The organism is Umezawaea endophytica (assembly GCF_025061645.1).
GTDB lineage: Bacteria > Actinomycetota > Actinomycetes > Mycobacteriales > Pseudonocardiaceae > Umezawaea > Umezawaea endophytica.
In genome coordinates, this window is the sequence record NZ_JANYMP010000001.1 from 1 (window position 1) to 26,733 (window position 26,733).

A 26,733-nucleotide genomic window follows, 5' to 3' on the forward strand; every position below is an offset into this window, starting at 1 on the left:
CAGCACGACCGCGTCGCGCAGGTAGCGGCCCAGCGCCCTGGTCGCCTCGGCGCGCTCGGTCCCCGGCTTCGTGACGGCCACCGCGTGGTCGCCGACGTCCGGCAGCCGCAGGGCGTGCTGGGTCGCGCCGTGGGCGTGGGGGTTCGCGCTCATCCGCGCGTCGCCCGCCGGGTGCAGCGACGCGATCCCCGGCTCGGGCGCCCCGGTCGCGGTGAACAGCTCCTCCGGCCGGTAGGAGCGCATCCACTCCTCCAGCCGCACCAGGTGCCGCGGGTTCTCCCGCACGGCGGTGATCGGCACCTGGTGCGCCCGCCACGTGCCCTCGACCTCGCGTCCGTCCACCGTGGACGGTCCGGTCCAGCCCTTCGGCGTGCGGAGCACGATCATCGGCCACCGGACCCGCCCGCGGTGGCCGCGTTCGCGGGCGTCCTGCTGGATCTGCCGGATCTGGTCGACGCAGTCCTCCAGCGCCGCCGCGTACGCCTCGTGGACCTCCATCGGCTCGCTGCCCGCCACCAGCACCGGGCGCCAGCCGTGGCCGCTGAGCACCGCGCGCAGGTCGCCGTGGTCGAGTCGGGACAGCACGGTCGGGTTGGCGATCTTGTACCCGTTGAGGTGCAGGACGGGCAGCACCGCGCCGTCGTTGACCGGGTCGAGGAACGCCGGGGCGTGCCAGCTCGCGGCCAGCGGCCCGGTCTCGGCCTCGCCGTCACCGACCACGCACGCGACCAGCAGGTCGGGGTTGTCCAGCGCCGCGCCGGTCGCGTGGGCCAGCGAGTAGCCCAGTTCGCCGCCCTCGTGGATCGAGCCGGGCAGGTGCGCCGACGCGTGGCTGGGCACGCCGCCGGGGAAGGAGAACTGGCGGAACAGGGCGCGCATCCCGGCAACGTCCTGGGACACCTGCGGGTACAGCTCGGAGTACGTGCCCTCCAGCCACGCGGCCGCGTTCAGCCCGGCGGCCCCGTGCCCCGGCCCGGCCACGTACAGGACGCTCAGGTCCCGGTCCACGATCACCCGGTTGAGGTGCGCGTAGGTCAACGTCAGGCCGGGCACGGTTCCCCAGTGGCCGAGCAGGCGCGGCTTCACGTGCTCCGGGAGCAGCGGCTCGCGCAGCAGCGGGTTGTCCAGCAGGTAGATCTGGCCGACGGACAGGTAGTTCGCGGCCCGCCACCACGCGTCCAGCCTGGTGAGCCAGGAGGTTTCCGAGCTTGCTGACCTGGCCGGGGTACCGGACGCGGTCTCCGTGGACATCGGTGCTCCTGTTCGGCTCGACGAGCGCGGGCAGCCCTCTGCGGGCCCCCTCGGTTCCTCGATCCAGACAGTCCTCGCCACGGCCCGCCCGCGGCAGCGCAGTCGGACCCCAGTGGTCAGGGACCTTCGTCCCTGGTCCGCCCCGTCCTCCGCGCCGCCGCCCCGATCACGGGACGAGCACGGCCGCTCCGTCGACCCGGTCCGCGGCCAGGTCCGCCAGCGCGGTGTCGGCCCGGTCCAGCGGGTAGGGCTGGGTGGACACGCGCAACCGGTGCCCGGCGGCGAAGTCGAGGAACGCCCGCGCGTCGGCGCGGGTGTTGGACGTGACGCTGCGGACCTGGCGCTCCTGGAACAGGTGCCGCTGGTAGTCCAGCACCGGGATGTCGCTGAGGTGGATGCCCGCCACCGCGAGCGTGCCACCCCGGTCCAGCGCTTCGAGAGCCGGGAGGACGAGGTCGCCGACCGGGGCGAACAGGATGGCCGAGTCCAGCGGTTCCGGCGGCGGCTCCGCGGCGCACCCGGCGGACGCCGCCCCCAGTTCCAGCGCCAGCTCCCTGGCCCGCGCGCTGCGGGTCATCACGTGCACCACGGCACCCCGCGCCAGCGCGACCTGGGCCGCCAGGTGGGCGCTGCCGCCGAACCCGTAGACGCCGAGCCGTCCGCCCGCGGGCACCTCGGCCCGCTCCAGCGCGCGGTAGCCGATGATCCCCGCGCACAGCAGCGGCGCCAGTTCCGTGTCGGAGTAGCCGCCGGGCAGGTGGTGGGCGTAGTCGGCGGGCACCACGGCGTACTCGGCGTACCCGCCGTGCTCGTCCCACCCCGTGTAGCGCGACCCCGGACAGAGGTTCTCCGCGCCGCGCAGGCAGTAGCGGCACGTGCCGCAGGTCCCGCGCAGCCACGCCACCCCCGCCCGGTCGCCGACGGCGAACCGGTCCGACCGGGTCTCGACCACCTCGCCGACCACCTCGTGCCCCGGCGTCACCCCCGGCCGGTGGACCGGCAGGTCGCCCTCGGTCACGTGCAGGTCCGTCCGGCACACCCCGCACACCAGGACCTTCAGCAGCAGTTCACCGGGCGCGGGCTCGGGGAGCGGGTCCCGGCGGGCGCGCAGCGGCCCGCTCGCCACCGGTCCGGGCTGGTCGACGTGCCACGCGAGCATGGAGTCCACGCCCTCCACCCAACCACCGCGGGATCCGGGGCGCGACGGCCCGTCCCCGCCGAAGGGTGCCGTTGGCCCCTGCCGGAGCGGGCACCGGGCGAGCAGCCTGGAGGCACGGGACACCTCGCTCGGGAGGTTCGGCATGACGTCATCCGTGATCGTGGTCGGCGTGGACGGGTCCCCGGCCAGCCGAACCGCCCTGCGCTGGGCGCTGGGCGAGGCGGCCCGCACCGGCGCGCACGTCGAGGCGACGACCGCCTGGCCGCGCGAGCCCGCGACCGGCCGCCCGCACCGGAGGTACCCCGCGCGCGAGCTGCACCGGATCGTCGAGGAGGTCCGCGCCGAGGTCCCCGGAGCGCCACCGGTCGCGGAGGTGACGGCCGTCGGCGACGCCGCGTCGGTGCTGGTCGGCGCGTCCTGGCAGGCGGACCTGCTCGTCGTCGGCACGGGCGGGGGCGAACCGGTGGGCGGCGTCGCGACCGACTGCGTGCGGCACTCCGCCTGCCCGGTCGTGGTGATCCCGCCCGGCCTGCGGCTCTAGCCCGCGTCCCCCTCCTCGGTGGACACCGCGTTCCCACCTCGACAACGACCACCTCCACCGGCACGCTGGGTACGCGACGAGCGCGACCCGACCGCGCCGCACCCGGCCGATCGCGCCCCTCGGACACCGGAGCCGGTGCGGACTCAGGAGGCGACCATGCGCGTCGCACCGATCGACACCACCGGACAACCGCGACCGCCGAGGCTGGTGGTCGTGGGCAGCGACGGCTCGTCCTGGGGCCACGAGGCCGTGGCGTGGGCGGCCGAACACGCGTGGCTCACCGGAGCCGACCTCGACACCTGGTGGTGGGACACGGATCTCAGCGCCCTCGACCAGGTGATGAGGAGGTACCCGCGGCTGCGGGTCCGCGTGCACGAGGCGGGCGCGGACCCGGTGCACGACCTGAAGTCGGCGAGCCACCGGGCCGCGCTGCTGGTGGTCGGGCGCACGGCGGGCGCGCTCGGCCTTGGCGGGGCGGTGCTGTCGCTCGTGCGGGACGCGCTGTGCGACACGGTGGTCGTGCGGGGCGCGCCGTCCGCCGTGCACGGCGAGCACCGCCGGGTGGTGGCGCTGGTGAGCGGCGGGGAGGAGGACGAGCACGTGATCACGCGCGCGGCGGGCGCGGCGCTCGACCACGGGGCCGCGCTGCGCGTCGTGCACGCCGTCGCGCTGCCCGCCACCGGCCCGGTGCTCGACTCCGACCACCGGTTCGTGCTCGACAACGCCCTCCGGCTGCTCGACGAGCTCGACCGGCGTCCACCCCACTCAGGCGTGCTGCTCCGCGTCCACCCGCACGAGGCCGTCACCCACTACGCCGACCACGACCTCGTCGTGGTCGGCGACGGCGGGCACGGGGAGGCGGGCGACAGGTCCGGCGCCGTCACGAGGGCGGCGCTGCACCACGCGCCGAGCCCGGTGCTGGTCGTGCACGGCCGCGGCCCGGTCCACGAGCGCCCGGCCTCCACCCTGCCGAGCGCGAGGACGTCCGCGGAGGCGGCCCACGCCCTGTTCTGACCCCTGCCCGGAGCCCCGGCGCTCAGCCCGCCGGGGCTCCGGACAGGCGCGGTCCGGTCAGACCGACTCCCGCCACGCGCGTTCGGCGTTCGCCCGCGCCCTGGCCACGCGGGCGCGGGTGACCAGGAAGGCGACCAGCACGGCGGCGAGCCCGGTGAGCAGCCGGTTCACGTCGATGGCAGGCCGCCACGACACCTGGCTCCCGGTGATGACGTAGGCGCCGACCGGCCTCCCGGCCGCGCCGAAGCCCCCGCCTTCCCCTTCCTTGCCCTTCTCGTCCTTGCCGACGCCGACGCCTCCGCCCCCGCCGACCGCGGCCGCGGTGATCACGGTGACGCCGTCCCGCTCGTAGGGCTCCGAGTACACCCGTCGCACGGTGATCGTGTCGCGGGCCTTCTCCACCAGTTCCTCGATCTTCACGGCGCTCAGCCCTCCTCTTCGGGAGACCGCTGCTCGGGACCGGTGACGATCGGCGGCTTCACGCGCTCGACCTCGATGGACCACTCCTTGGCCAGCACGGCGATGGCGGCGACGGCGGTGACCACGGGCGCGGCGATGGCGGCGACCACGCCTGCCGTCACGGGGATCTCCACGATCGTGTGGCCGTGGTCGTCCTTGACCACGATCCGCCGGACGTTCCCCTCGTGGATCAGCTCCTTCACCTTGGCCACCAGCGCGTGCCCGCGGACGCGCTCGCTGGTCGTGGTCGTCCGGTTGTTGGTGACGGTCATCGCTTCTCCTCACGCTCGGTCGACGGTGCAAGCTTCCCGCTTCCGCCGTCCCCGGCGGAAGCCACCAGATGACGTCCCCACAGCAGACCGGTGACGCTCAGGACGAGCCAGGCCCCCAGCGCGACGAACGACCCTGGCGAACCGAGGTCCTGCAAGGCGTCGCCCAGCACCGCGGCGAGCACCGTCGAGGGCACGAGCCCGACCGCTGTGCCGACCGCGAACGACCGCAGGGGCACGGCGGTCACGCCCGCGCCGAAGTTGGAGGCGGTGAACGGCACCAGCGGCACCAGGCGGAGCACGAGCGTGGCCGACACGCCTCGGGTGGCGAAGACCGCGTCCAGCACGCGGAGCCGTCCGTGGCCGAGCCGGGCCGCGACGGCGTTCCGGCCGAGCTTGCGCGCGACCCCGAAGGAGATCAGCGCACCGGCGGTGAACCCCACGACGGCGAGCGCGACACCGAGGACCACGCCGAACAGCAGCCCGGCGACCGTGGCCAGCACCGGTTTGGGGAAGAACGCGGCCGTGCCGACGGCGCAGAACGCGACGAAGGCGACGGACCCGAGCGACCCCGCCCCCAGCACCTGGGCCCGGAGCTGGTCGACCGTGGGGAGGTCGACCAGCACGGCCGCCACGGCCAACGCCACCGCGCCGACGACCAGCAGGACCAAGCCGCGAGCACCGCCGGGTGAGGTCTCCGCGGTAGGGCGTGGGGACCGCCGCACTAGTCGGCGGGGCCGCGCAGCGTCAGCACGACGCGCAGCACGTGCTCGACGGCGGAGGGGAAGAGGGCGCCGCGCAGTTCGCCGCGGGCGCCGAGGGTCTTCGACGCGAAGTCGAGCATGCGGTCCGGGCCGACGCGGTGGACCACCAGCGCGGCGATCTCCTCCAGGTCGAGGCCGGGGTTGTCCAGGCGCGTCAGGGCGAACTCCACGATCAGCTCTTCGTCGGTCACCGGCGCTCCCTCCCCTGCCCGACCGAGCCTAGTGGACGGCGCTCCTCCCACCGGACGGGCGGGAGGAGCGCGCTGGTCAGGCCAGGTGCAGCACGGTGCCCTCGCCGTCGGCCGAGACGTAGAGGGACCCGTCCGGTGCCACGGCCAGCCCGGCGAACCGCCTCGGCGCGCCGGGGAGGCCGTGGGTGAACAGGGCGGGTTCCTCGCGGGTCTCGCCGGGTGGCGCGCCCACCGGCAGGTCCTCGGCCTCGACGGTGCGGTCACCGGTGGGGAGTGCGACGGAGATCAGCCTGCGACCGCCCGTTTCCACGGTGTAGAGGGTGTCGCCGTGCACGGCCAGGCCCTGCGGCGCGTCGAGGCCGTCGGCGACGAGCACCGGTTTCCCGTCGTCGACCCGGAACACCGCGCCGCGCACGTCGTCGCTGACGTAGCAGCGCTGCTCGGCGTCCAGTGCGACGTCGACCGGCCGGTCGAAGCCGTCGGCGAGCACGGTGACGGTGTCGCTCCCGTCGACGGCCACGACGCGGCCCGCGCCGGACTCGGCGACCACGAGCGAGCCGTCCTCGCGCACGGCGATGCCCGTCGGCCGGTCCAGTCCTCTCGCCCGGACCACCGTCTTCCCGGTGACCGGGTCGTGGGTGCGCACGTCGCCGTACTGGGACGTCACGTGCAGGAGCCCGCCGTCGGCGGCGACGCCGTGGACGAAGGTGAGCAGCCCGTGCGTGACCACCCCGCCGTCCACCGGACCCGCCAGCCGGTAGTGGTCGGCCGCGTAGACCGTCCCGCCCAGGTCGACCGTCACGCCGAACGGGCCGTCGAACCCCTGGGGGACGACCTCCCTGGTCCGGCCGTCCGGCCGCATCTCGGCGACACCGCCGCTGGCGAAGCTGGAGACGAACATCCGGTTCTCGTCGTCGAACGCGGCGTTGTCCAGGCCCACGACACCGCTGGTGACGACCGTCCTGTCACCGGTGCCGAACAGGTCCAGCCTGGTCACGAAACCCGCCGCGCCGCGCGACAGCACGTGGAGCACACCACCGCGGTCGAAGCGCACCGCGACCGGTTCGTGCACGTCCTCGGCGACCAACTCGGGTTCGCCGCCGTCCACCGGCACCCGGTAGACCCGGTTGGTCAGCATGTGCGGGTAGTACAGGCGCCCGTCCGGCCCGAGCTGCATCGCGTTGCCCATGGCCAGGTCGGCCGCGAGCACGCGGGGCGGGCCGCCGTCCGGGAGCAGCTCCAGCAGCCTGCCGTTCGGCCTCATCTCGTTGACGAAGAGCCGGTCGCCGACGAAGGCGATCCCGTTCGGGACACCGACCTGGTCCGTCACCAGGGAGAAGTCGCCGCGCGGGTCGCGGCGCCACACCCGGCCGGGGATCAGGTCGGTGATGTACATCGACCCGTCCGGGCCGAACGCGAGGTCGTCGGGGGACTGCACGGGGCCGTCGCCCGGCACGACCACCTCCACGTCGCCCGTCGCGAGGTCGACGGCGCTGATCCGGCCCGCGAGGAACTGGGCCACGTGCAGGCGGCCGTCCGGCCCGAACGCGACCCCGTTCGAGCCCCACAGCGGGTTCGGGTCGGTGAGCCGCCGAACGGTCCGCCGGGCGCTCACGGGGGTCGCGTCCCCGTACCGGCCGCTCATCCGCCGGTCACCACGACGTCGTCCAGACCGCCTTCCGCGCGCCAGCGCCGGAGTTCCCGGTGGAACGCGACGGGGCCGTCCGCGTACGTCTCGCGGCGCCCGAACGGCATGCCCTCGTTGTTGTAGTAGCCGGGGGTGCACTCGGCCTGGAACGCGTGCAGGTTCGGGGCGTTCGCCCGGATCTCCGCCACCCACGCCTCCTCGGCCGCCGCGCTCGGCTCGACGTAGCGGGCCTTGCGCTCGCGAGCCTCGGCGACGACCGCGGCCACGTGCAACGACTGCTCGTCGAGGATGTGGACGAAGTTGACCGAGCTGGCGTTCTGGAGCGGGCCGAGGTGGAAGAGGTTGGGGAAGTTGTTGCTGTAGAACCCGTGCAGCGTCCTCGGTCCCCTGCCCCAGCTCTCCAGGAGTCCGACGCCGCCGCGACCGCGCACCGGCAGCAGCCCGGACAGGACACCGGACACGCCGACCTCGAACCCGGTCGCGAAGATCACGCAGTCGACCTCGTACTCGACACCGCCGACCACCACGGCCTTCTCGGTGATCCGCTCGACGCCACCGTGGTCAGCCGTGTCGACCAGCGTCACGGTGGGCCGGTTGAACGTCTCCAGGTAGTTGTCGCTGAACGTGGGCCGCTTGCACATGTAGCGGTACCAGGGCTTGAGCGCCTCCGCCGTCGCCGGGTCCTCGACCACGGCGTCCACCCTGTCGCGCAGCTCGTTCATCTTCTGGAAGTCGACGATCTCGTTGACGCGCTCGCGCTCCTCTGGCGTGAGGTCTGCGTAGGCGTTGCTGGGGATGAGGTTCTGCAACAGGCGGGCGCTGCCGGTCCAGCCGTCCGAGACCAGGTCCTCCTCCGCCCGCTCGCCGGTGACGATCGACAGGAAGTTCTCCATCCGCTCGCGCTGCCAGCCGGGGGCCAGCGACTCCGCCCACTCCGGGTCGGTGGGGCGGTTGCCGCGGGTGTCGACGGTCGACGGCGTGCGCTGGAAGACGTACAGGTGCTGGGCGTCGCGGCCGAGGTGGGGCACGATCTGGATGGCCGTCGCGCCGGTCCCGATGACCGCGACGCGCTTGTCGGCCAGTTTGTCGAGGCCGCCGTCCGCGTCGCCGCCGGTGTAGTCGTAGTCCCAGCGGCTGGTGTGGAACGTGTGCCCGGCGAACGTCTCGATGCCGGGGATGCCGGGCAGCTTGGGACGGCTCAGGGTCCCGCTGGACACCACGACGTACCGCGCGCGCGTCTCGTCGCCGCGGTTGGTGCGGACGATCCACTCCTCGGCCTCGTCGTCCCAGGCCAGGTCGGTGACGCGGGTCTGGAAGCAGGTGTCGCGGTACAGGTCGAAGTGCCGCGCGATGGCCCGCGCGTGCTGCCGGATCTCCTCGCCCGGCGCGTACTTCCACTTCGGGACGTAGCCGACCTCTTCGAGCAGGGGCAGGTAGATGTAGGACTCGATGTCGCAGTGGATGCCGGGGTAGCGGTTCCAGTACCAGGTCCCGCCGAAGTCACCGGCCTCGTCGATCACCCGGATGTCCTGGACACCGGCCTGGCGCAGGCGCGCGCCACTGAGCAGGCCGCCGAAGCCCCCGCCGACCAGCACCACCTCGACGCGGTCGGTCAGCGGTTCCCTGGTGGGCTCGTGCTCCACGTACGGGTCGTCGGCGTAGGAGCTGAACTCGCCCAGGACGCGCCGGTACTGCGCGTTCCCCTCGGGGTGGATCCGCCGGTCCCGCTCGGTCCGGTACTTGGCTCGGAGTGCGTCCGGGTCGAACCCCAGGTCGTCGGGGACCCCGGACGTGCGTGGCGTGGACATGCACACCTCTCTGGCTGTGCTGGACAAGGGCGCGAAGCGAAGTCAAGCGACTGACTTAAATTGTGGGCACCATCATTGCGTGATCGGCCGACGCCACCCCGTGACGTCTTCGACGAGACTGGCACATCCGGGGGCCCGCTGTCCCGGAGGGGCCACCTAAGTCAATCGACTGCTTTAATCATGATCTGATCCACTCGTCCCCCGGAGGCCTGCCCGTGCCGTCCACGCCGTCCACCGCCCCCGTCGACCTGCCCGGCGGCCCGCCACCGGACGTGACCGGGCGGCCGAACACCGTCGTGGCCGTGCTCGCGTTCGCGGGCGTCACCGTGGCGCTGATGCAGACGATCGTGATCCCGCTGGTCCCCCGCCTGCCCGCGCTGCTGGGGTCCACTCCCGCCGACACGGCGTGGGCCATCACCGCCACGCTGCTGGCCGCCGCCGTCGCCACCCCGACGACGGGACGGCTCGGCGACATGTACGGCAAGCGCCGGATGCTGCTGATCAGCCTGGCGCTGCTGGTCGCGGGCTCGACGCTCGGCGCGCTGAGCACCAGCCTCGCCCCGCTCGTGGTGGCGCGCGTGCTCCAGGGCCTCGCGTCCGGCGTGATCCCGCTCGGCATCAGCATCATGCGGGACGAGCTGCCCGCCGAACGGCTCGGCTCGGCCACCGCGCTGATGAGCGCCTCACTGGGCGTCGGCGGCGCGCTGGGCCTGCCCACCGCGACCCTGCTCGCCGACAGCGTCGACTGGCACGCCCTGTTCTGGCTCGCCGCCGCGCTCGGCGTCGTGGCGACGGCGCTGGTGGTGGCGCTGGTGCCGGAGTCGTCGGTCCGCACGGGCGGGCGCTTCGACCTCGTCGGCGCGATCGGCCTCTCGATCGTCCTGGTGTGCCTGCTGCTGGCGGTGTCCAAGGGCTCGGCGTGGGGGTGGACCAGCGGGCTGACCCTCGGACTCGTCGGCACGGCCGTCGTCGTCCTGCTGGTGTGGTGCCGGTGGGAGCTGCGGACCCGTGAACCGCTGGTGGACCTGCGCACCAGCGCGCGCAAGCCGGTCGCGCTGACCAACCTCGCCTCCGCCGTGTTCGGCTTCTCGATGTTCGCGATGTCGCTGGTCCTGCCGCAGTTGCTGCTGCTCCCCTCCGCCACCGGTCACGGCCTGGGGCAGCCGATGGTCGTCGTCGGCCTGGTCCTCGCCCCGTCCGGGCTGGTGATGATGGCGATGGCCCCGGTGTCCGCCCGGATCACCCGGACCCGCGGACCGCGCACGACCCTGATCGTCGGCACGCTGGTGGTCGCGGCCGGGTACGCGCTCAACCTGGTGCTGCTGAGCCAGATCTGGCACCTCGTGCTCATCTCCAGCGTGGTCGGCGCGGGCATCGGCCTGGCGTACGGGGCCATGCCCGCCCTGATCATGTCCGCCGTGCCCGTCTCCGAGACCGCCGCCGCCAACAGCCTCAACACGCTGATGCGCTCCATCGGCACCTCGGTGTCGAGCGCCGTCGCGGGCGTCGTCCTGTCGCAGGTGACCGTCCCGTTCGGGTCGACCGCCGTGCCGTCGCTGACGGCGTTCCGCGTGATCATCGGGATCGGCGTGGTCACGGCGCTCGTCGCCGCGGCCGTCGCGAGCCTGCTCTCCCGCCGCTGACCCACCACGACAACGGAGAACTCGATGACCGGGCTCGACAACAGCAGTGTGATCGTCACCGGCGGGGGCTCGGGCATCGGCCGGGCCGCCGCGCTGCGCTTCGCCGCCGAGGGCGCCAGGGTCCTGGTCGCCGACCTGGACGCGTCCCGAGCCGCGGCGGTGGTCGAGGAGATCGGCGGCGCCGCGGTGGCGGTGGTCGGCGACCTCGGCGAGCAGGCCGTGGTGGACCGGGTGGTCGCGACGGCCGTGGAGGCGTTCGGCGGCGTGGACGTGCTGGTCAACAACGCCGGGATCATGGACGGCATGACGGCGACGGCCGACGTCACCGACGAGGAGTGGGACCGGCTGATCCGGGTCAACCTGACCGCGCCGTTCCGGCTCGCCAGGGCGGTCGTGCCGCACATGCTCGCCAAGGGCAAGGGCGCGATCGTCAACACGGCCTCCGAGGCCGCGCTGCGCGGCAGCGCCGCGGGAACGGCGTACACCGTGTCCAAGCACGGTGTCGTGGGGCTGACCAGGTCGCTCGCGATCATGTACCGCAAGGACGGCATCCGCACGAACGCCATCGCCCCCGGCGCCACCATCACCGGGATCGTGGCGAACGTCGACCCCGAAGCGCACGGACCGTCCACGCTGATGCCGTACATGGGCAACTTCGGCCGCGTCTCCGAGGCCGACGAGCAGGCCGCCGTGATCGTGTTCCTCGCCTCGGACGAGGCGAGCAACCTCAACGGCGTCGTCCTGCCCGTCGACAACGGCTGGTCGGCGGTCTGAGCCCGTCACCCGCACGACGGCTGGAACGGCGCCCCCTCGAAGTGCCCGTCCCACTCCTCCGGGGTGATGGGCGGGGCGGTGGCGCAGATCCACGTCGCCGCGCGGTCCGGATCGGTCTCCCACAGCCGGGTCGTGCGGTCCTCCCCCGCGGTGGCGAGGGTGTGGCCGTCCGGGTGGAAGGCGACGGCGTAGATCCGGGCGGTGTGCCCGGAGAGGACGGCGGTCCCGGTGGCGCGGGCGGGGTCCCGGACGTCCCACAGCCGGGTGGTGCCGTCCGCGCTCGCCGTGGCGAGGGTGCGGCCGTCCGAGCTCATCGCGACGGAGTGGACGGTCTCGGTGTGGCCCGTCAGGTGGGCGACCTCCCGGCCGTCCTGGGGGTTCGAGACGTCCCACAGGCGCACGGAGTGGTCACCGCTGCCGGTGGCCAGCACGCGGCCGTCCGGGCTGAAGGACAGCGACTTCACTGCGTCCGTGTGGCCCGACAGGCTCTTCAGCTCCCGCGGCCGGTCCGGCGCGCTGACGTCCCACAGCCGCACGACCTGGCCCGACGTGCCCGCGGCCAGCGTGCGGCCGTCCGGGCTGAACGCCACGGTCTCGACGTTGTCCGTCCCGGTGTGGACGCTCAGCTCGCGCGGACCGGCGAGATCCGAGACGTCCCACAGCCGCACCGCGTGGTCGGCGGACCCCGTGACCAGGAGGCGGCCGTCGGGGCTGAACGCCGCCGTCTGCACGGAGTCCGCGTACCCGGCGAGGACGACGGGCTCACCGATGTGGTCGAGGTCTCCGACCCGCCACAGCCGGACCACGCGGTCGAGGCCCGCCGTGGCCAGCACCTGGCCGTCCGGGCTGAACACGACGGCGTTGACCGCCTGGGAGTGGGCCGTGAGCAGCGCGGCCGGACGCGCGCGGCGCACGTCGCGGGCGTCCCACAGGCGCACCGCGCCGTCGAAGCTGGACGTGGCGAGCACCCGGCCCGTCGGGCTGAAGCCGACGGCGTAGACGGCGGAGTCGTGCCCGCCGAGCACGGGTCCTGGGAGGTCCCACAGGCGCACGACCCGGTCGAACCCCGAACTGACCACCGAACGCCCGTCCGGCGTGAACCGGACCGACACCACCGGGCCCGTGTGCCCGTGCAGCGCGGTGAGCTGCCTCGGCGCGCGCGGATCGGTGACGTCCCACAGCCGCACGGTGCGGTCGAGCCCGGCGGTCGCGAGTGACCTGCCGTCCGGGCTGAACACGACGGCGTGCGCGGTGCCGTCGGTGACGGCCGCGACCTGCTCGGGGCGGGTCGGGTCGGCGAGGTTCCACAGCCGCACGACGAAGTCGCGGCTGACGGCGGCCAGCACCGCGCCGTCCGCCCTGAAGGCCAGCGACCCCGGCCGGTCCAGGCCCTCCGCGGGCCTGGACACCTCGTGCTGGTCGGCCACGTCCCAGATCCGGACGGTGCCGTCCCAGCTCGCCGTGGCCAGCGTCCGCCCCTGGCGGCCGAACGCCACCGAGGTCACCACGTCGGTGTGGCCGGTGATGGTCGTGATCAGCTTGGCGCGGCCGGGATCAGCGACGTTCCACAGCTTCGCCGTGTGGTCGGCGCTCGCCGTGGCCAGCACGGTCCCGTCCGGGGAGAACACCGCGGCGAGCACCGGGCCCGTGTGCCCGGTGAGCGTGGCCGACTCGACCGGGTGGCGCGGATCGGTCACGTCCCACAGGCGGGCCGTGCCGTCCTCGCTCGTGGTCGCCAGCAGCGTCCCGGCGGGGGTGAACACCGCCGTCCACAGGGCGGCGGTGTGCGTGGCGAGGGTCGCCAGCGGCACCGGCGCGCGCCGGTCCGACACGTCCCACAGGCGCGCGGTGCGGTCGGCGCTCGCGGTCGCGACGATCCGGCCGTTCGGGCTGACCGCCACCGACTCGACGATCTTCTCGTGCCCGGCCAGCCTGGTCACGTCGGGCGTCGAGGTGGTGCTCAGCAGGCCGCCGCGCGCCTCGGCCGTGGGCGCGAGGCGGAACGCCGCGAGGCTGAGCCGCGCGGCCAGCCCCGGATCACCCGCGCGCACCTCGGCCGACTGGCCGGCGACCTTCTGCGACAGGGCGGTGTTGCGCTGGCCCGCGACGGTGCGCGCCGCGGTCACTGCGTAGACGGACGTCCCGACGGCGAGCAGGAGGAGCACGGCGAGCAGCGCGACCAGGTGCCGCAGCCGCCGGGCCCGGCGCCGGACCGCCGTCCGCTCCGCGCTCCGCGCGTCGACGCCCAGGTCGAGGAACCGCCGTTCCACGGCCGTGAGCGCGGCGCCGTCGCGACCGGCCCAGTCCTCGGCGGTGTCCAGGCGCAGCCCGCGGTACAGGGCGCCGGGATCGCGGTCGAGCGCGAGCCACGCCGCCGTCGCCTCGGTCAGCGCCCGGTGCACCCTCAGCCCCTCGCGGTCCTCGGCCAGCCAGGCGCGCAGCCGCGGCCACGACCGGATGAGGGCCTCGTGGGCGATCTCGACGCCGTCCCCGTCGAGCACGACCAGCCGCGCGTGCGCCAGCTCGTCCAGCACCTCGTGCGCGGGGTGGTCGGCCGGGCCGAACTCGTCGCGCCGCACCCGGCGCTTGGTGTCCTCCGTGCCCTCGCCGAACGCGCACAGCCGCAGGAACAGGTGCCGCGCGACGGTCCGCTGGTCGTCGGACAGTCCGGTGTAGACGGTCTCGGCGCTGTGGGCGACGGCCTGCTCGACACCGCCCGCCGCCTCGTACCCCTTCAGGGTCACCGCGTTGCCGCGCCTGCGCCGCCAGGCCTCCCGCAGCGCGTGCGACACCAGGGGCAGCACGCCGGGCTGACCGGTCGCGTCGGCGACGACCCGCGCGACCAGTGCCGTCTCCGCGGTGAGCCCGGAGCGGACGGCGGGCTGCACGACGGCGGCCCGCAACTCCTCGGCCGTCATCGCGCCGACCGTGACCTGGCTCTCGCGCAGGGCTTCGAGCAGACGGGGGTGCGCGGTGCAGTGGCCGTAGAAGTCCGCCCGCACGCCCAGCACCACGCGGCAGGCGCTGTGGTGGGACCGGGCCGCCGTCACCACCTGGTCGATGAACGCGGCCCGCTCGGCGAGGTCGTGGCAGAGGGTGAACACCTCCTCGAACTGGTCGACGACGACCACCACCTCACCGTCACCGGGCACCGCGCCCCGGATCGCCCGGTGCAGCGCGCGCGGGTCGTCGACCGGCAGGTCGACCGGCCCGCCGGTGAGCACGGCCAGCCGGGTCGCGCACTCGCGCAGGGGCTTCGCGCCGGGCGTGAACAGCAGGACCGGCCCGTCCAGCCGCGCGACCAGACCGGCGCGCAGCAGTGACGACTTGCCCGACCCGGACGCGCCCACGACCACCACCACGCGGTGCTCGGCGAGGCTCGACCGCAGTTCCTCCACCAGGTGCTCGCGGCCGAAGAACCGGTCCGCGTCCGACGGCTGGAACGCGGCCAGCCCGACGTACGGACCCTCCTCCTCGGGGTCGGCGGCGGGCGGCGGCCCGAGGTCGGCGGCCACCTCGCGCCAGCGCTCCTCCCACTCCCCCGCCGCTCCGCCGCACGCCCGCACGTAGGCGAGCGCCACCGCGAGGCTGGGCAGCTTGCGTCCCCCCGCGGCCAGCGACAGCGCGGCCTCCGAGTACCGCGCCCGGTCGCTGAGCTCCCGGTACGTGGGCCCACCCGCTTCCTCGCGGAGCAGGCGCAGGTCGCGGGCGAACCGGAGCAGCGCGGTGTCACCTTCGTCAAGCGGACGTTCCCGACGGGGCATCGCCACCTCCCGCCCAAGATCCTTCCGAACCCGGCCGGTCCCGTCAGGTGGTTCCCGAGCGGAGAACCCGTTCGGCCGAAAGGACATCAGGCCGCCCGTGGTCGCGGGCGTCGCCGACCGCCGGGTCGGCGACCCGCGTCCACTACACCTACGCTGCGTCGACACGACCCGCACGACCGTCGAGGCCTGCCTCACCGCCGGGGTCGACACCGACCACGGCGAACGAGGCGACTGATGGCGACCCGCAACTTCAGGTCCGACAACCAGGCGGGCGTGCACCCGGAGGTGCTCGCCGCCGTGGCCGCGGCCAACACCGCGCACCAGCCGTCCTACGGCGCGGACGAGCACACGACGAGGCTCCAGGACGTCGTCGCCAGCCACTTCGGCGCGGGCGCGGTGGTCTTCCCGGTGTTCAACGGCACGGGGGCCAACGTGCTGGCGCTCCAGGCCGCCGTGCCGCGCTGGGGTTCGGTGGTGTGCGCGGCGGAGGCGCACCTGAACAACGACGAGAGCACGGCGCCGGAAGGCGTGGGCGGGCTGAAGCTGGTCCCCGTGCCCGCCGACGACGGCAAGCTCACGCCGGAGGCGATCGACCGGCACACCTGGGGCTGGGGCGACGAGCACCGGGCGCAGCCGTCCGCCGTGACGATCACCCAGTCCACCGAGCTGGGCACCGTCTACGAGGTCGACGAGGTGCGCGCCATCGCCGAGTACGCGCACGGCAAGGGGATGCTGCTGCACGTGGACGGCGCGCGGATCGCCAACGCCGCCGCGCACTTGGACGTGGGGCTGGCGGAGCTGACCACCCGCGCGGGCGTGGACCTGCTGTCGTTCGGCGGCACCAAGAACGGGCTGCTGTTCGGCGACGCGGTGGTGGTGCTGCGGCCGGACCTGCACGAGCTGGTGCGCAGCATCCCCTTCCTGCGCCTGCGGAACCTCCAGTTGGCGTCGAAGATGCGGTTCGTCTCGGCCCAGCTCGTCGCCCTGCTGGACGGCGACCTGTGGCTCCGGTCCGCCCGCCGCGCCAACGCGATGGCCACGCTGCTCGCCGAGCGGCTGAGCGACGTCGACGGCGTGCGGATCCTGCACCGGGTGCAGGCCAACGCCGTGTTCGCCGAGATCGACCAGGCCCTCGTCGCGCCGCTCCAGGGGGCGTTCGACTTCGAGGAGTGGGGCGGGGGCGGCGGGGTGCGCTGGATGTGCGCCTTCGACACCACCGAGCAGGACGTGGCCGACTTCGTCGCGGAGCTGATGCGGCTGTCCGCCGCGCGGTGACCTGGGTGCCCCGGCTCGCGGGTGGAAACCGGTCGGCGGCGTCGGGTCCGACGCCGCCGACCGGTTCGCGGACCTCAGTGGCGGGCGACCGCGGTCAGCGCGAACCTCACTTCGCGGCCCGCACGGCGAGGTTCAGGTCGAGGACGGTGACCGCCGGGTCGCCGAGCACGCCGAGACCGCGTCCGGTGGTGTGGTCCGCGACCAGCGCCCGCACCTCGTCCACGGGCAGCCCGGTCACCCGCGCGACCCGTGCCACCTGCAACTCGGCGTAGGCCGGGCTGATCTGCGGGTCCAGGCCCGAGGCCGACGCGGTCACGGCGTCCTGGGGCACCCGGTCCTCGGCGACGCCCTCCCGGCGGGCGATCAGGGTTCGGCGTTCGGCGACCACCGCGTCGTAGTCCTCGTTGACCGCGGACTTGTTGCTGCCCAACGACGACGACGGGTCGCCGGGGCCGAGCGGGTCCTTGGCCAGTGCCGACGGCCGGGTGTGGAACCACGGGTCGTTCGCCGGGTCCTCGGCGACCGGGTCGACGCCGATCAGCGACGACCCGACGGCCTGGCCGTTCCGGCTGGTGATCGAGCCCTCGGCGTTGGCCTGGAGACCGGGGACCCGGCTGACGCCCCACACCGCGAGCGGGTAGAGGACGCCGGTGATCACGGTCAGGACCAGCAGGACGCGCAGTCCGGCGAGGGATTGCTTGACGAGGTTGTTCACGGGTTACCCGATTCCAGGGATGAGTCGGACGAGCAGGTCGATCAGCCAGATCCCGGCGAACGGCGTCACGACGCCGCCCAGGCCGTAGACCAGCAGGTTGCGCCGAAGCAGCGCCGAAGCGCTGGACGGGCGGTACCGCACACCCCGCAGCGCCAACGGGATCAGCACCACGATGATCAGCGCGTTGAAGATCACCGCCGACAGGATCGCGGACTGCGGGGTGGCGAGGTTCATGATGTTGAGCTGGTCGAGCTGCGGGTAGATGCCCGCGAACATGGCGGGCAGGATCGCGAAGTACTTGGCCAGGTCGTTGGCCACGCTGAACGTCGTGAGCGCGCCGCGGGTGATCAGGAGCTGCTTGCCGATCTCGACGATCTCGATCAGCTTGGTCGGGTCCGAGTCGAGGTCGACCATGTTGCCCGCCTCCTTCGCGGCGGACGTGCCGGTGTTCATCGCGACACCGACGTCGGACTGGGCCAGCGCTGGGGCGTCGTTGGTGCCATCGCCGGTCATCGCGACCAGCTTGCCGCCCTCCTGCTCCCGGCGGATCAGCGCCATCTTGTCCTCGGGCTTGGCCTCGGCCAGGAAGTCGTCCACCCCGGCCTCGTTCGCGATGGCCTTGGCGGTCAACGGGTTGTCGCCCGTCACCATGACCGTCCTGATGCCCATCGCCCGCAGTTCGGCGAACCGCTCCTTCATACCGGGTTTGACCACATCGGACAGTCGGATCACGCCGCGCACGGAGGCGACACCACCGCGGATCTCGGCGACCACCAGCGGTGTGCCGCCCTGCCCGCTGATCTCGTCCACGACGGGTCCCACCTCGCCGGACACCTCGCCACCGTTCTCGGCCACCCACGCCCGCACCGCACTCGCCGCGCCCTTGCGCACCTTCAGGTCGCCGAGGTCGATACCGCTCATCCGGGTGTTGGCGCTGAACTCGACGAACTCGCCGGTCTTCTCGTGGTCGGTCGCCTCAGCGGAGAGACCGAACTTCTCGACGCACAGCTCGACGATGCTGCGCCCCTCGGGCGTGCCGTCGGCCAGGCTGGACAACCGGACCGCCGCGGCCAGCTCCTCCGGCGTGGTCCCGCCGACCGCCACGAACTCCGTGGCACGACGGTTGCCGAAGGTGATCGTGCCGGTCTTGTCCAGCAGCAGCGTGTCGATGTCACCCGCCGCCTCGACGGCCTTGCCCGACGTCGCCAGGACGTTGCGCTGCACCAGCCGGTCCATGCCCGCGATGCCGATCGCCGACAGCAGCGCGCCGATCGTGGTCGGGATCAGGCACACCAGCAGAGCGGTCAGCACGATCACCGACTGGACGCTGCCCGAGTACGCCGCCATCGGCTGCAACGCCACCACGGCCAGCAGGAAGATGATCGTCAGCGTGGACAGCAGGATCGTCAACGCGATCTCGTTCGGCGTCTTCTGCCGCTCCGCGCCCTCGACCAGCGCGATCATCCGGTCCACGAACGACTCGCCGGGCTTGGTGCTGATCTTCACCACGACCCGGTCCGACAAGACCGTCGTGCCGCCGGTCACCGCGCACCGGTCACCGCCGGACTCGCGGATCACCGGCGCGGACTCGCCGGTGATGGCCGACTCGTCGACGGTGGCGATGCCCTCGACCACGTCGCCGTCACCGGGGATCACCTCCCCCGCCTCGACCACGACCAGGTCGCCGATCCGCAGTTCGGTGCCGGGCACCCGTTCCTCGACGCCGTCGACCAGCCTGCGGGCGACGGCGTCCTTCTTGCTCTGGCGCAACGACTCCGCCTGCGCCTTGCCCCGCCCCTCGGCGACGGCCTCGGCCAGGTTCGCGAACAGCACGGTGAACCACAGCCACGCCGCGACGCCGATGGAGAACCCGCTCGGGTCGCCGACGGCGAACACCGTCACGAGCACCGAGCCGACCCAGACGACGAACATCACCGGGTTGCGGAGCTGGTGGCGCGGGTCGAACTTGCGCAGCGCGTCCGGGAAGGAGGTCAGCAACTGCCGGGGGGTGAACGCTCCCCCACCGACCTGACGACCGGGCGCGGGTGGGCGGACGTCGTCGGGAGTCCGCTGTGGACGGTGGGTGGTGGTGGTCACAGCAGTGCCTCCGCGATGGGACCGAGTGCGAGAGCGGGAACGAACGTGAGCGCGGCGACCAGCACGACGCTGCCGCCGAGCAGCGTGGCGAACAGCGGGCCGGTGGTGGGCAGGGTGCCCGCGGACTCCGGGACCTTCTTCTGCGCGGCCAGCGAACCGGCGAGGCAGAGGACCGCGACGATCGGGATGAACCGGCCGAGCAGCATGCACACGCCGAGCGAGGACTGGAACCAGTCGTTGGTGACCGTGATGCCTGCGAACGCGCTGCCGTTGTTGTTCGACGCCGAGGCGTAGGCGTAGAGGACCTCGGAGAATCCGTGCGCGCCGGGGTTGTTGAGCGCGCCGCTGGTGCCGGGCAGCACCAGCGCGATGCCGACGCCGAGCAGCAGCACCGTCGGCATCGCCAGGATCGACACCGCCGCGGCGGTCACCTCGCGCTTGCCGAGCTTCTTGCCCAGGTACTCCGGTGTGCGGCCGACCATCAGCCCGGCCAGGAACATCGCGATGATCGCCATCACCAGGATGCTGTACAGACCGGTGCCGACACCGCCGGGCGTCATCTCGCCGAACAGCATGTTCAGCAGCGTCCCGCCGCCGCCCAGCCCGCTGTAGCTGTCGTGCATGGAGTTCACCGCACCCGTGGAGGTGCCCGTGGTCGAGTCGGCGAACAACGCCGAGCCCGCGACGCCGAAGCGGGTCTCCTTGCCCTCCAACGGCCGCAGTCCGGTGGACTCGGCCCACCAGATCACCGCGAGCATCCCGGACCACAGCGTCCCCATGACCCCGAGCAGCACGTAACCCTGCTTGGGGTTGCCGACGAGCTTGCCGAACGTGCGGGTCAGCGACACCGGGATCACCAGCAGCAGGAAGATCTCCACCAGGTTCGACCACGAGTTCGGGTTCTCGAACGGGTGCGCCGAGTTCGCGTTGAAGATGCCACCGCCGTTGGTGCCGAGCAGCTTGATGGACTCCTGGCTCGCGGCCGGGGCGAGCGCGATGGTGTGCTCCGCGCCGTCCGGGCCGACGACCGTGACGCCGGAGCGCAGGCTCATCACCACGCCGAGTCCGATGAGGACGATCGCGGAGAGGAACGCCATCGGCAGCAGGATCCGCAGCGTGCCGCGGACCAGGTCGACCCAGAAGTTGCCGAGCCTGTCGGTCTTCGAGCGGATGAACCCGCGCACCAGCGCCATCGCGACCGCCAGCCCCACGGCGGCGGACACGAAGTTCTGCACGGTCAGCCCGACCATCTGCACGGTGTGGCCCATGACGACCTCGGGCACGTAGGACTGCCAGTTCGTGTTGGACACGAAGCTGGCGGCGTTGTTGAACGCCATGCCCGGCGGGACCGCGCCGCGACCGAAGTCGAACGGCAGCAGCGGTTGCAGCCGTTGCAGCAGGTAGAGGAGGACGACGGACACGAAGGAGAACCCGAGCACTCCCTGGGCGTAGGTGCCCCACCGCTGCTCGGAGTCCGGGTCGACCCGGACGACGCGGTAGACGGCGGCCTCCGCGCGGGTGTGCTTCGCCGTGCTGAACACGCGGGCCATGTAGTCGCCGAGCGGGCGGTAGACCACCGCCAGCGCGGCGAGGAGGACGGCGACCTGGAGCAGGCCCGCCACGGTCGATGACATCAGAACTTCTCCGGCCTGATCAGCGCGACGAACAGGTACACGATCAACAGCAGGGCGAGCACGCCACCCACGGCGTTCGCCAGTACCCCGGTGCCGCTCACAGCCGCTCCAGTCCGCGCACCGCGAGCGCCACCAGCGCGAACACCCCGATCAGCAGCAAGGCGTAGGCCAGGTCGGCCATCTGCGCTGCTCCTTCCCCACATGGGCTCCGGGCCACCCCGACGGCGACCTCCACGAGGAGGAGCGTGCGCCGCCGGATCGCCCGTTCGGCGGTCCCTGACGGCTCCTTGACACGCCTGACCGGCGCGTTGACGCGATCTTGACGCCGTGGTGACGCCGGTCATCCGCCATCACCCGGCCGAGCGGGACGCCGGGGCGTCGGCTCTCACGCGGAGTAGCCCCCGGCGGTGGACCGGACCGCCACCCCCTGCGCGAGCCACCGGCCGTTCGGAGCAGCGCGGTCCCCCGTTCCCGTCCCCGCTGTCGGACCCACCGCCTACGATCCGCCCGTGATCTCCGAACCATCACTGCCCGCCGAGTTGCGGGACCTGTTCGCCGACGGCGCCGCGGGCCGAGTCCTCTCCGTCCCGCTCCCGCCCGGCCGTTCCGTCGTCTCCGAGGAAGAGGAGGAGGGCGACCGGCCCGCGTTCTGGCTGAGCGACAAGCCCGCCCCCGAGGGGCTGTGGGCGAGGTTGCGCGCCGACCACGCCCGGTCCGGCCTGTGGCCGCTGCTGCTCGACGCGCTGGACGACGAGGACGAGGACTACCGCCCGTGGGGCAACGGCGAGGTGCTGCCGGGCGACATGTCCTCCCCCGCCGACCACGACCCGGACGCGCTGCTCAAGGGCTGGTGGGCCCACTACAGCGAGGGGGGCGAGGCACTGACCGCCCCCTACGGCCGGGTGTGGCCGGGTCTGGCCTCCACGACGGCGCCGCGCGTCGACCCGGACGTCGTCGCCGACGGCCTCGCCGAGCAACTGCTGGCGGGCCACGGCTCGATGCGCCTCGGCCTGGTCGCGGCGGACCGGGGCTCGGACGCGCTGGCCGTGTCGGGCTGGACCGGTCCGATGAACTACACGAACGACACGGCAGAGGTGTCGGCCGTGCTGCGGAACTGGGAGGACCGGTTCGGCGTGCGGGTGGTGGGCGTCGGGTTCGCCACGCTCCTGCTCAGCGTCGCCGCGCCGCCGAGCACGTACGTGGAGGCGCTGGCCGTGGCCGCCGAGCACTTCGCGTTCTGCCCGGACAACGTCCTCCAGGGTCCTTCACCGCAGACGCTGGCCGCCTACGCCGAACGCCTGGTCGGCGACCACTCGTGGGCCTTCTGGTGGGACTGACGGCCGGGGGCGCCGCCTGATCAGGCAGCGCCCGTGGCCCGCAGGCGCTCGTCGCGCGCGGCGATGGCCTCCCACGTGGACGGCACGACGAGGTCGGCGCCGTCGCCCACGCTGTTCTGGGCGAACTCGACGTACGGGCGCTGGCGGGCCGCGTAGCGCTCGAACGCGGCGGTGTGGTCCCCGGCGGCCCGCTCCAGTTCCTCGGCGAGGAAGTGCGCGCCGGTGAAGGCGAGCGACGTGCCGCGCCCGGACAACCCGGTGGCGCAGTGGGCGGCGTCGCCGATGAGCACGACCCGGCCGCGGTGCCAGGTCGGCAGGTGGATCTGGCTCACCGAGTCGAAGTACAGCTCGGGGTCGTCGTGGACGGCGTCGACCAGGTCGGGCACCTTCCACGCCCGGTGGTCGGCGAACGCGTCGACGAGGATCTTCTTCTGCGCGTCCAGGTCCCGGTAGTCGTAGGCGATGGGTTCCGACCGGAACATGAGGATGCCGAGCGCCCGGTCCTGGTAGCGCGCGATCCCCGCCAGGTGGCCGGGGTAGTTGTACATCGGGTTGAGCCGGTCGGACCCGACTTCGCCGGGCAGGTCGACGAGCGAGATGTAGAGCCCCAGGTGGCGGGCGTAGTCGCTCTCGGGCCCGAAGACCAGGCGCCGCACCGTCGAGTGCTGGCCGTCGGCGCCGACCACGAGGTCGAAGCGCGCGGTGTCGCCGGACTCGAACCGCACGTCGACGCCGGCGCCGTCGTCGACCAGCGACTCCACGGAGTCGCGGAACCGGATCACCACGTCCGGCGGCAGCGCGTCGACCAGGACGTTGGCCAGGTCCTCCCTGGCGATCTCGACGTCGTCGTCGGAGTCGCCGATCTCGCGCAGCGGCAGGCGGGCGACCGGCGTGCCGTCGCCGTCCACGAACTGGGTCAGCTCCGTCATGCGGACCCGCCGCTCGCGGATCCCCTCCAGCAGGCCCATCTCGGCGGCGACCTGGATCGCGTCGCCGCGGATGTCGATCGGCGACCCGTTGACGCGGAAGTGCGACGCGCGTTCGACGACGGTCACGCCGTGACCCCGTGAGGCGAGGTCCACCGCCACCGCCAGCCCTGCCATGCCCGCGCCGGAAACGAGGATGTTCATCGGACACCGTCCTTAAAGTGATTTTCTGTCACTTTAACGTACCACCGTCGCCGGTCTGCGAAGATCGAGCCGACGTCCACGACCGGACCGGGAGCGACGACGGATGACGAAACCGGTGGCCCAGCGCCCTGGCGGCCGCACCGCCCGCGTGCGCGCCCAGATCCTCGACGCGACGGCGAGGCTGGTCGCGCGCGACGGCATCGCGGGCTTCCGCTACGAGGAGGTCGCCGAGCTGGCGGGCGCGCACAAGATGACCGTCTACCGGAACTGGCCGGACCGGAACAGCCTGGTCAGCGAGGCGCTGCTGGCCGCGGCCGAGCACACCGCCACCCTCTCGGACACCGGGGACCTCCGCCAGGACCTGGTCGACTTCCTGCTGGCGCTGGCCGCGGGCATGGCCGACCCGACCGGCCGCGCGCTCGTGCTGGCGATCCAGTCGGCCAAGGACAACCCCGACCTCCGCGCCACGACGAACACCGTCCTGGCCCACCGCGTGGCACTGGTCCAGCACCGGGTCGACCACGCGGTGGCCCTGGGCGAGATCCCCCAGGTCGACGCCCTCCTGCTGGCGGACCTCCTCTCCGGCCCGGTGCAGCTCCACGTGAGCCGCGACCTCCGCCCGTTCACCCGCGAGGACGCGGAGAGGATCGTCGACGTGGTGCTCGCGGGCCTCCGGGCGACGGCTCGGTAACCGCCGCGAGAACATGGCGATGTCCTTGCCGGAGCAGCTCCTCCGCACGCGGCTGTTCACCCTCGGCGTGCCGGACCGGTTCACCGTCGTGCCGGACGGGCGAACCGTGCTCTACCTGCGCGGCCGTGCGGGCGACGACCCGCTGACCTGCCTGTGGGCGTTGGACCTCGACTCCGGCGAGGAGCGGGTGCTGGCCGATCCCGCGGCACTGGGCCGGGACGCGGGTATCGACGCCTGCGCCGCGGCCGGGAGGACCGTGGTCTTCGCGCTGGCGGGTGAGCTGTGGACGGTGGCGGGCGGGGACGCGCCGCTGCCGGTCCGAGGTCCCGCGACCGATCCGCGTCCCGATCCCCGTGGCGAGCGGATCGCCTACCTGTCCGGCGGTTCCCTGCGCGTGGTCGACGCCGACGGCACCGGGGACCGGGCCGTCGCCGACCCCGACGGGCCGGAGGTCGTGTTCGGGAGGGCCGAGCACACCGCCGTCACGGACCCCGACGGCAATCGCGGGTACTGGTGGGCGCCGGACGGCACCCGGCTGCTGGTCGCACGGGTGGACTCGTCGGCCGTCGACGTGTGGCACCTGGCCGATCCGACCGAGCCCGCCCGGCCGCCGCGACAGGTGCGGTACGCGGCGGTCGGGAGGGCCAACGCCGAGGTGTCGCTGTGGATCGCGGGGCTCGACGGGACGCGCGTCGAAGCGCGGTGGGACCGGGCCGCCTTCGAGTACCTGGTGGGCGCAGGGTGGGACGCGCACGGGCCGTACGCCGTGGTGCAGTCTCGCGACCAGCGCACGGTGCGGTTCCTCGGGATCGCTCCGGCCGACGGCCGCACGACCGTCCTGGCCGAGCAGCGGGACGACCGCTGGGTGAGCCTGGTTCCCGGCCTCCCGGCGCGCACGGCGGGAGGCGCGCTCGTCTCGCACGCCGACGACCGGGGCACTCGACGACTGACGGTCGACGGGGCGGCTGTCACACCACCGGGCCTCCAGGTGCGGGCCGTGCACGGCGTCGACGGTGACGAGGTGCTGTTCGCCGCGTCCGAGGACCCCACCGAGAGCCACCTGTGGAGTTGGCGGGCCGGGCGGCTCCGGCGGCTGACCACCGGCGCGGCGGTGCACGCGGGAGTGGTCCGCGACGGGGTCGTGGTCCGGGTCGCGAGGGGCGCGGACGTCCGCGTTTCCGTGCTGCGCCAGGGGAAGCCGCCGGTTTCCGTCCCGTCTCGGGCACAGGCGCCGGTACTGGACGCGCGGCCGACGCACCTCGTCCTGGGGCCGCGGGCGCTGCGGGCCGCGCTGCACCTGCCGTCCTGGCACGGCGGCGACGGGACGCTGCCGGTCTTGGTCGACTCCTACGGCGGTGCCGCCACGCAGCGGGTCACGGCCGAGGTCGGCTGGCGGTCGCTGGTGTCGCGGTGGTTCGCGGAGCAGGGTTTCGCGGTCCTGGTGGTCGACGGCGCGGGCACGCCGGGGCGTGGGCCGGACTGGGAGCGGGAGGTGCACGGCGACCTGTTCGGGCCGGTGCTGGACGACCAGGTGGCCGCGCTGCGGGAGGCCGCCGCGCTGCACCCGGTGCTGGACCTCGGCCGGGTCGGCGTGCGCGGGTGGTCGTTCGGCGGGTCGCTCGCGGCGCTGGCCGTGCTGCGCAGGCCGGACGTGTTCCACGCCGCCGTGGCGGGCGCCGGGGTGACCGACCAGCGGCTCTACAACGCGCACTGGCGCGAGCGGTTCCTCGGCCACCCCGACGAGTTCCCGGAGCGGTACGAGGCCGCTTCGCTGGTGCGGATGGCGCCGGAGCTGACCCGGCCGCTGCTGCTGGTCCACGGCCTCGCCGACGACAACGTCCACCCGGCCAACGCGCTGCGCCTCTCACGGGCCCTGCTGGAGGCGGGACGGCCGCACGAGGTGCTGCTCCTGCCCGGTGTCGGTCACCAGGCGATGGGCCTCGCGGTCAGCGAGAACCTCCTGCTGCGCCAGGCGCGGTTCCTGCGACGGCACCTGGGCGGGTGATCACCGCGTCCACCAGCCAGGCGATGTCGTCGGCCGTGCGCTCCGGCGTGTCAGACGGCTGCATCACGTGGCTGAGCACGGCGCGGACGACCACGTCGATCGTGACGGCGAACTGGTGGTCGTCGAGCGGGTGCGCGAACGTCGTGAGGCGGTGGGTCAGCACGGCCTTCGCCGTCGTGAGCAGTGAACTCGCGTGCGTGGTGAGCAGGGGCAGCAGGGCGGTGTCCGCGTCGTGCGTGGCGGACACGATGGCGCGCAGCAGGGCGTTGTCCCGCGCCAGGTCCAGCACCGCCCGGACGGCGCCGCGGATCGACGCCGCCAGGTCGTCCGGGTCGCGGTCGAAGGCCCGCTCCACCGCGGCGAGGAACCGGCCCAGCTCGTCGTGGACCATGGCCTCGGCCAGCGCCTGCTTGGACCCGATCTCGTTGTAGACGGTCTGCCTGCTCACGCCGACGGTCTCGGCCAGTGCCGCCATGGTGACCGTCGACCACCCGGACCGGGCCGTCAGCTCGATCGCGGCGGCGATGATGCGCCGCCGGTGCGCGCCGTCCGTCATGGTGATCA

The 26,733-nt window shown here is 73.5% G+C and carries 25 protein-coding genes; 9 read left to right on the plus strand and 16 right to left on the minus strand.

Annotation, left to right across the window (positions count from 1 at the left end):
• Nucleotides 1-1,251: phosphoketolase family protein (locus NZH93_RS00005; RefSeq protein WP_259620747.1), on the minus strand; the 1,251-nt coding region annotated here is incomplete at its 3' end.
• A gap of 166 nt (nt 1,252-1,417) precedes the next feature.
• Nucleotides 1,418-2,410, minus strand: coding sequence for a zinc-binding alcohol dehydrogenase family protein (locus tag NZH93_RS00010; protein ID WP_259621419.1), 993 nt, complete (start codon nt 2,408-2,410; stop codon nt 1,418-1,420).
• 142 nt (nt 2,411-2,552) lie between these two features.
• Here NZH93_RS00010 and NZH93_RS00015 point away from each other — a divergent pair, with 142 nt between their 5' ends.
• Together NZH93_RS00015 and NZH93_RS00020 are read left to right on the plus strand one after the other, a co-directional pair.
• Nucleotides 2,553-2,951: a universal stress protein gene (locus tag NZH93_RS00015; RefSeq protein ID WP_259620748.1), complete on the plus strand. Its 399-nt coding sequence runs from the start codon at nt 2,553-2,555 to the stop codon at nt 2,949-2,951.
• A gap of 156 nt (nt 2,952-3,107) precedes the next feature.
• Nucleotides 3,108-3,965 carry a universal stress protein gene (locus NZH93_RS00020; RefSeq protein ID WP_259620749.1) on the plus strand — a complete coding sequence of 286 codons (858 nt, stop codon included), beginning with the start codon at nt 3,108-3,110 and terminating at the stop codon, nt 3,963-3,965.
• Between the two features lie 57 nt (nt 3,966-4,022).
• On the opposite strand, the gene NZH93_RS00025 is transcribed toward NZH93_RS00020, so the two are convergent.
• From NZH93_RS00025 to NZH93_RS00050, 6 genes are all read right to left on the minus strand, one after another.
• Nucleotides 4,023-4,385 (minus strand): sporulation protein, encoded by a 363-nt coding sequence (locus tag NZH93_RS00025; protein ID WP_259620750.1) that lies wholly within the window; start codon nt 4,383-4,385, stop codon nt 4,023-4,025.
• A 5-nt stretch (nt 4,386-4,390) separates the two neighbouring features.
• Nucleotides 4,391-4,696, minus strand: coding sequence for a DUF4342 domain-containing protein (locus NZH93_RS00030; RefSeq protein ID WP_259620751.1), 306 nt, complete (start codon nt 4,694-4,696; stop codon nt 4,391-4,393).
• Nucleotides 4,693-5,364: a TVP38/TMEM64 family protein gene (locus NZH93_RS00035; protein ID WP_259620752.1), complete on the minus strand. Its 672-nt coding sequence runs from the start codon at nt 5,362-5,364 to the stop codon at nt 4,693-4,695. Before NZH93_RS00035 ends, NZH93_RS00030 begins: the two co-directional genes overlap by 4 nt.
• A 53-nt stretch (nt 5,365-5,417) precedes the next feature.
• Nucleotides 5,418-5,648, minus strand: coding sequence for a hypothetical protein (locus NZH93_RS00040; protein ID WP_259620753.1), 231 nt, complete (start codon nt 5,646-5,648; stop codon nt 5,418-5,420).
• Between the two features lie 76 nt (nt 5,649-5,724).
• Entirely contained in the window at nt 5,725-7,293 is a 1,569-nt protein-coding gene (locus NZH93_RS00045; protein ID WP_259620754.1) for an NHL repeat-containing protein, read from the minus strand.
• Nucleotides 7,290-9,104, minus strand: a complete 1,815-nt coding sequence (locus NZH93_RS00050) for a flavin-containing monooxygenase (RefSeq protein WP_259620755.1) — start codon at nt 9,102-9,104, stop codon at nt 7,290-7,292. Before NZH93_RS00050 ends, NZH93_RS00045 begins: the two co-directional genes overlap by 4 nt.
• Nucleotides 9,105-9,319: 215 nt before the next feature.
• On the opposite strand from NZH93_RS00050, the gene NZH93_RS00055 reads away from it, so the two are divergent.
• Both NZH93_RS00055 and NZH93_RS00060 read left to right on the plus strand, forming a co-directional pair.
• Complete coding sequence (locus NZH93_RS00055; protein ID WP_372506450.1) at nt 9,320-10,747, plus strand: MFS transporter; 1,428 nt, start codon at nt 9,320-9,322, stop codon at nt 10,745-10,747.
• A gap of 24 nt (nt 10,748-10,771) precedes the next feature.
• The gene (locus NZH93_RS00060; protein ID WP_259620756.1) at nt 10,772-11,521 is read left to right on the plus strand and encodes an SDR family NAD(P)-dependent oxidoreductase; all 750 of its coding nucleotides are present in this window, start codon (nt 10,772-10,774) and stop codon (nt 11,519-11,521) included.
• A gap of 5 nt (nt 11,522-11,526) precedes the next feature.
• Here NZH93_RS00060 and NZH93_RS00065 read toward each other — a convergent pair whose 3' ends face one another.
• On the minus strand, nt 11,527-15,285 hold the full coding sequence (locus tag NZH93_RS00065; protein ID WP_259620757.1) for a WD40 repeat domain-containing protein: 3,759 nt from the start codon (nt 15,283-15,285) through the stop codon (nt 11,527-11,529).
• 97 nt (nt 15,286-15,382) lie between these two features.
• On the opposite strand from NZH93_RS00065, the gene NZH93_RS00070 reads away from it, so the two are divergent.
• Together NZH93_RS00070 and NZH93_RS00075 are read left to right on the plus strand one after the other, a co-directional pair.
• Nucleotides 15,383-15,520, plus strand: coding sequence for a hypothetical protein (locus NZH93_RS00070; RefSeq protein ID WP_259620758.1), 138 nt, complete (start codon nt 15,383-15,385; stop codon nt 15,518-15,520).
• Nucleotides 15,520-16,560, plus strand: coding sequence for a threonine aldolase family protein (locus NZH93_RS00075; RefSeq protein ID WP_259620759.1), 1,041 nt, complete (start codon nt 15,520-15,522; stop codon nt 16,558-16,560). The genes NZH93_RS00070 and NZH93_RS00075 overlap by 1 nt, the downstream gene beginning before the upstream one ends.
• Nucleotides 16,561-16,666: 106 nt before the next feature.
• Here NZH93_RS00075 and kdpC read toward each other — a convergent pair whose 3' ends face one another.
• Genes kdpC through NZH93_RS00100 form a run of 5 tightly spaced genes read right to left on the minus strand, consistent with a single transcriptional unit; the run spans nt 16,667 to nt 21,241 of the window.
• On the minus strand, nt 16,667-17,275 hold the full coding sequence (gene kdpC / locus NZH93_RS00080) for a K(+)-transporting ATPase subunit C (protein ID WP_259620760.1): 609 nt from the start codon (nt 17,273-17,275) through the stop codon (nt 16,667-16,669).
• A 3-nt stretch (nt 17,276-17,278) separates the two neighbouring features.
• Entirely contained in the window at nt 17,279-19,372 is a 2,094-nt protein-coding gene (gene kdpB / locus NZH93_RS00085; RefSeq protein WP_308214152.1) for a potassium-transporting ATPase subunit KdpB, read from the minus strand.
• Nucleotides 19,369-21,006 carry a potassium-transporting ATPase subunit KdpA gene (kdpA, locus tag NZH93_RS00090; protein ID WP_259620761.1) on the minus strand — a complete coding sequence of 546 codons (1,638 nt, stop codon included), beginning with the start codon at nt 21,004-21,006 and terminating at the stop codon, nt 19,369-19,371. The genes kdpB and kdpA overlap by 4 nt, the downstream gene beginning before the upstream one ends.
• Nucleotides 21,006-21,107, minus strand: a complete 102-nt coding sequence (gene kdpF / locus NZH93_RS00095) for a K(+)-transporting ATPase subunit F (protein ID WP_259620762.1) — start codon at nt 21,105-21,107, stop codon at nt 21,006-21,008. The genes kdpA and kdpF overlap by 1 nt, the downstream gene beginning before the upstream one ends.
• Nucleotides 21,104-21,241, minus strand: a complete 138-nt coding sequence (locus NZH93_RS00100; protein WP_259620763.1) for a hypothetical protein — start codon at nt 21,239-21,241, stop codon at nt 21,104-21,106. The genes kdpF and NZH93_RS00100 overlap by 4 nt, the downstream gene beginning before the upstream one ends.
• A 274-nt stretch (nt 21,242-21,515) precedes the next feature.
• Here NZH93_RS00100 and NZH93_RS00105 point away from each other — a divergent pair, with 274 nt between their 5' ends.
• On the plus strand, nt 21,516-22,343 hold the full coding sequence (locus tag NZH93_RS00105; RefSeq protein WP_259620764.1) for a DUF4253 domain-containing protein: 828 nt from the start codon (nt 21,516-21,518) through the stop codon (nt 22,341-22,343).
• A gap of 20 nt (nt 22,344-22,363) precedes the next feature.
• Here NZH93_RS00105 and NZH93_RS00110 read toward each other — a convergent pair whose 3' ends face one another.
• The gene (locus NZH93_RS00110) at nt 22,364-23,473 is read right to left on the minus strand and encodes an FAD-dependent monooxygenase (protein ID WP_259620765.1); all 1,110 of its coding nucleotides are present in this window, start codon (nt 23,471-23,473) and stop codon (nt 22,364-22,366) included.
• A 103-nt stretch (nt 23,474-23,576) separates the two neighbouring features.
• Between NZH93_RS00110 and NZH93_RS00115 the strand changes: the two genes are divergently transcribed.
• Together NZH93_RS00115 and NZH93_RS00120 are read left to right on the plus strand one after the other, a co-directional pair.
• Complete coding sequence (locus NZH93_RS00115; RefSeq protein ID WP_259620766.1) at nt 23,577-24,164, plus strand: TetR/AcrR family transcriptional regulator; 588 nt, start codon at nt 23,577-23,579, stop codon at nt 24,162-24,164.
• 19 nt (nt 24,165-24,183) lie between these two features.
• Nucleotides 24,184-26,169 (plus strand): S9 family peptidase, encoded by a 1,986-nt coding sequence (locus tag NZH93_RS00120; RefSeq protein WP_259620767.1) that lies wholly within the window; start codon nt 24,184-24,186, stop codon nt 26,167-26,169.
• Here NZH93_RS00120 and NZH93_RS00125 read toward each other — a convergent pair.
• The gene (locus NZH93_RS00125) at nt 26,111-26,725 is read right to left on the minus strand and encodes a TetR/AcrR family transcriptional regulator (RefSeq protein WP_259620768.1); all 615 of its coding nucleotides are present in this window, start codon (nt 26,723-26,725) and stop codon (nt 26,111-26,113) included. The two genes, NZH93_RS00120 and NZH93_RS00125, sit on opposite strands and share 59 nt — an antisense overlap.
• Nucleotides 26,726-26,733 lie beyond the last annotated feature (8 nt).

What these genes read in the sequence shown, in the direction of transcription:
- NZH93_RS00010 (WP_259621419.1), bottom strand. Translation starts at nt 2,410, where the DNA reads ATGCTCGCGTGGCACGTCGACCAGCCCGGACCGGTGGCGAGCGGGCCG.
- NZH93_RS00015 (WP_259620748.1), top strand. Translation starts at nt 2,553, where the DNA reads ATGACGTCATCCGTGATCGTGGTCGGCGTGGACGGGTCCCCGGCCAGC.
- NZH93_RS00020 (WP_259620749.1), top strand. Translation starts at nt 3,108, where the DNA reads ATGCGCGTCGCACCGATCGACACCACCGGACAACCGCGACCGCCGAGG.
- NZH93_RS00030 (WP_259620751.1), bottom strand. Translation starts at nt 4,696, where the DNA reads ATGACCGTCACCAACAACCGGACGACCACGACCAGCGAGCGCGTCCGC.
- NZH93_RS00045 (WP_259620754.1), bottom strand. Translation starts at nt 7,293, where the DNA reads ATGAGCGGCCGGTACGGGGACGCGACCCCCGTGAGCGCCCGGCGGACC.
- NZH93_RS00050 (WP_259620755.1), bottom strand. Translation starts at nt 9,104, where the DNA reads ATGTCCACGCCACGCACGTCCGGGGTCCCCGACGACCTGGGGTTCGAC.
- NZH93_RS00060 (WP_259620756.1), top strand. Translation starts at nt 10,772, where the DNA reads ATGACCGGGCTCGACAACAGCAGTGTGATCGTCACCGGCGGGGGCTCG.
- NZH93_RS00065 (WP_259620757.1), bottom strand. Translation starts at nt 15,285, where the DNA reads ATGCCCCGTCGGGAACGTCCGCTTGACGAAGGTGACACCGCGCTGCTC.
- NZH93_RS00075 (WP_259620759.1), top strand. Translation starts at nt 15,520, where the DNA reads ATGGCGACCCGCAACTTCAGGTCCGACAACCAGGCGGGCGTGCACCCG.
- kdpA (WP_259620761.1), bottom strand. Translation starts at nt 21,006, where the DNA reads ATGTCATCGACCGTGGCGGGCCTGCTCCAGGTCGCCGTCCTCCTCGCC.
- NZH93_RS00110 (WP_259620765.1), bottom strand. Translation starts at nt 23,473, where the DNA reads ATGAACATCCTCGTTTCCGGCGCGGGCATGGCAGGGCTGGCGGTGGCG.
- NZH93_RS00115 (WP_259620766.1), top strand. Translation starts at nt 23,577, where the DNA reads ATGACGAAACCGGTGGCCCAGCGCCCTGGCGGCCGCACCGCCCGCGTG.
- NZH93_RS00120 (WP_259620767.1), top strand. Translation starts at nt 24,184, where the DNA reads ATGTCCTTGCCGGAGCAGCTCCTCCGCACGCGGCTGTTCACCCTCGGC.
- NZH93_RS00125 (WP_259620768.1), bottom strand. Translation starts at nt 26,725, where the DNA reads ATGACGGACGGCGCGCACCGGCGGCGCATCATCGCCGCCGCGATCGAG.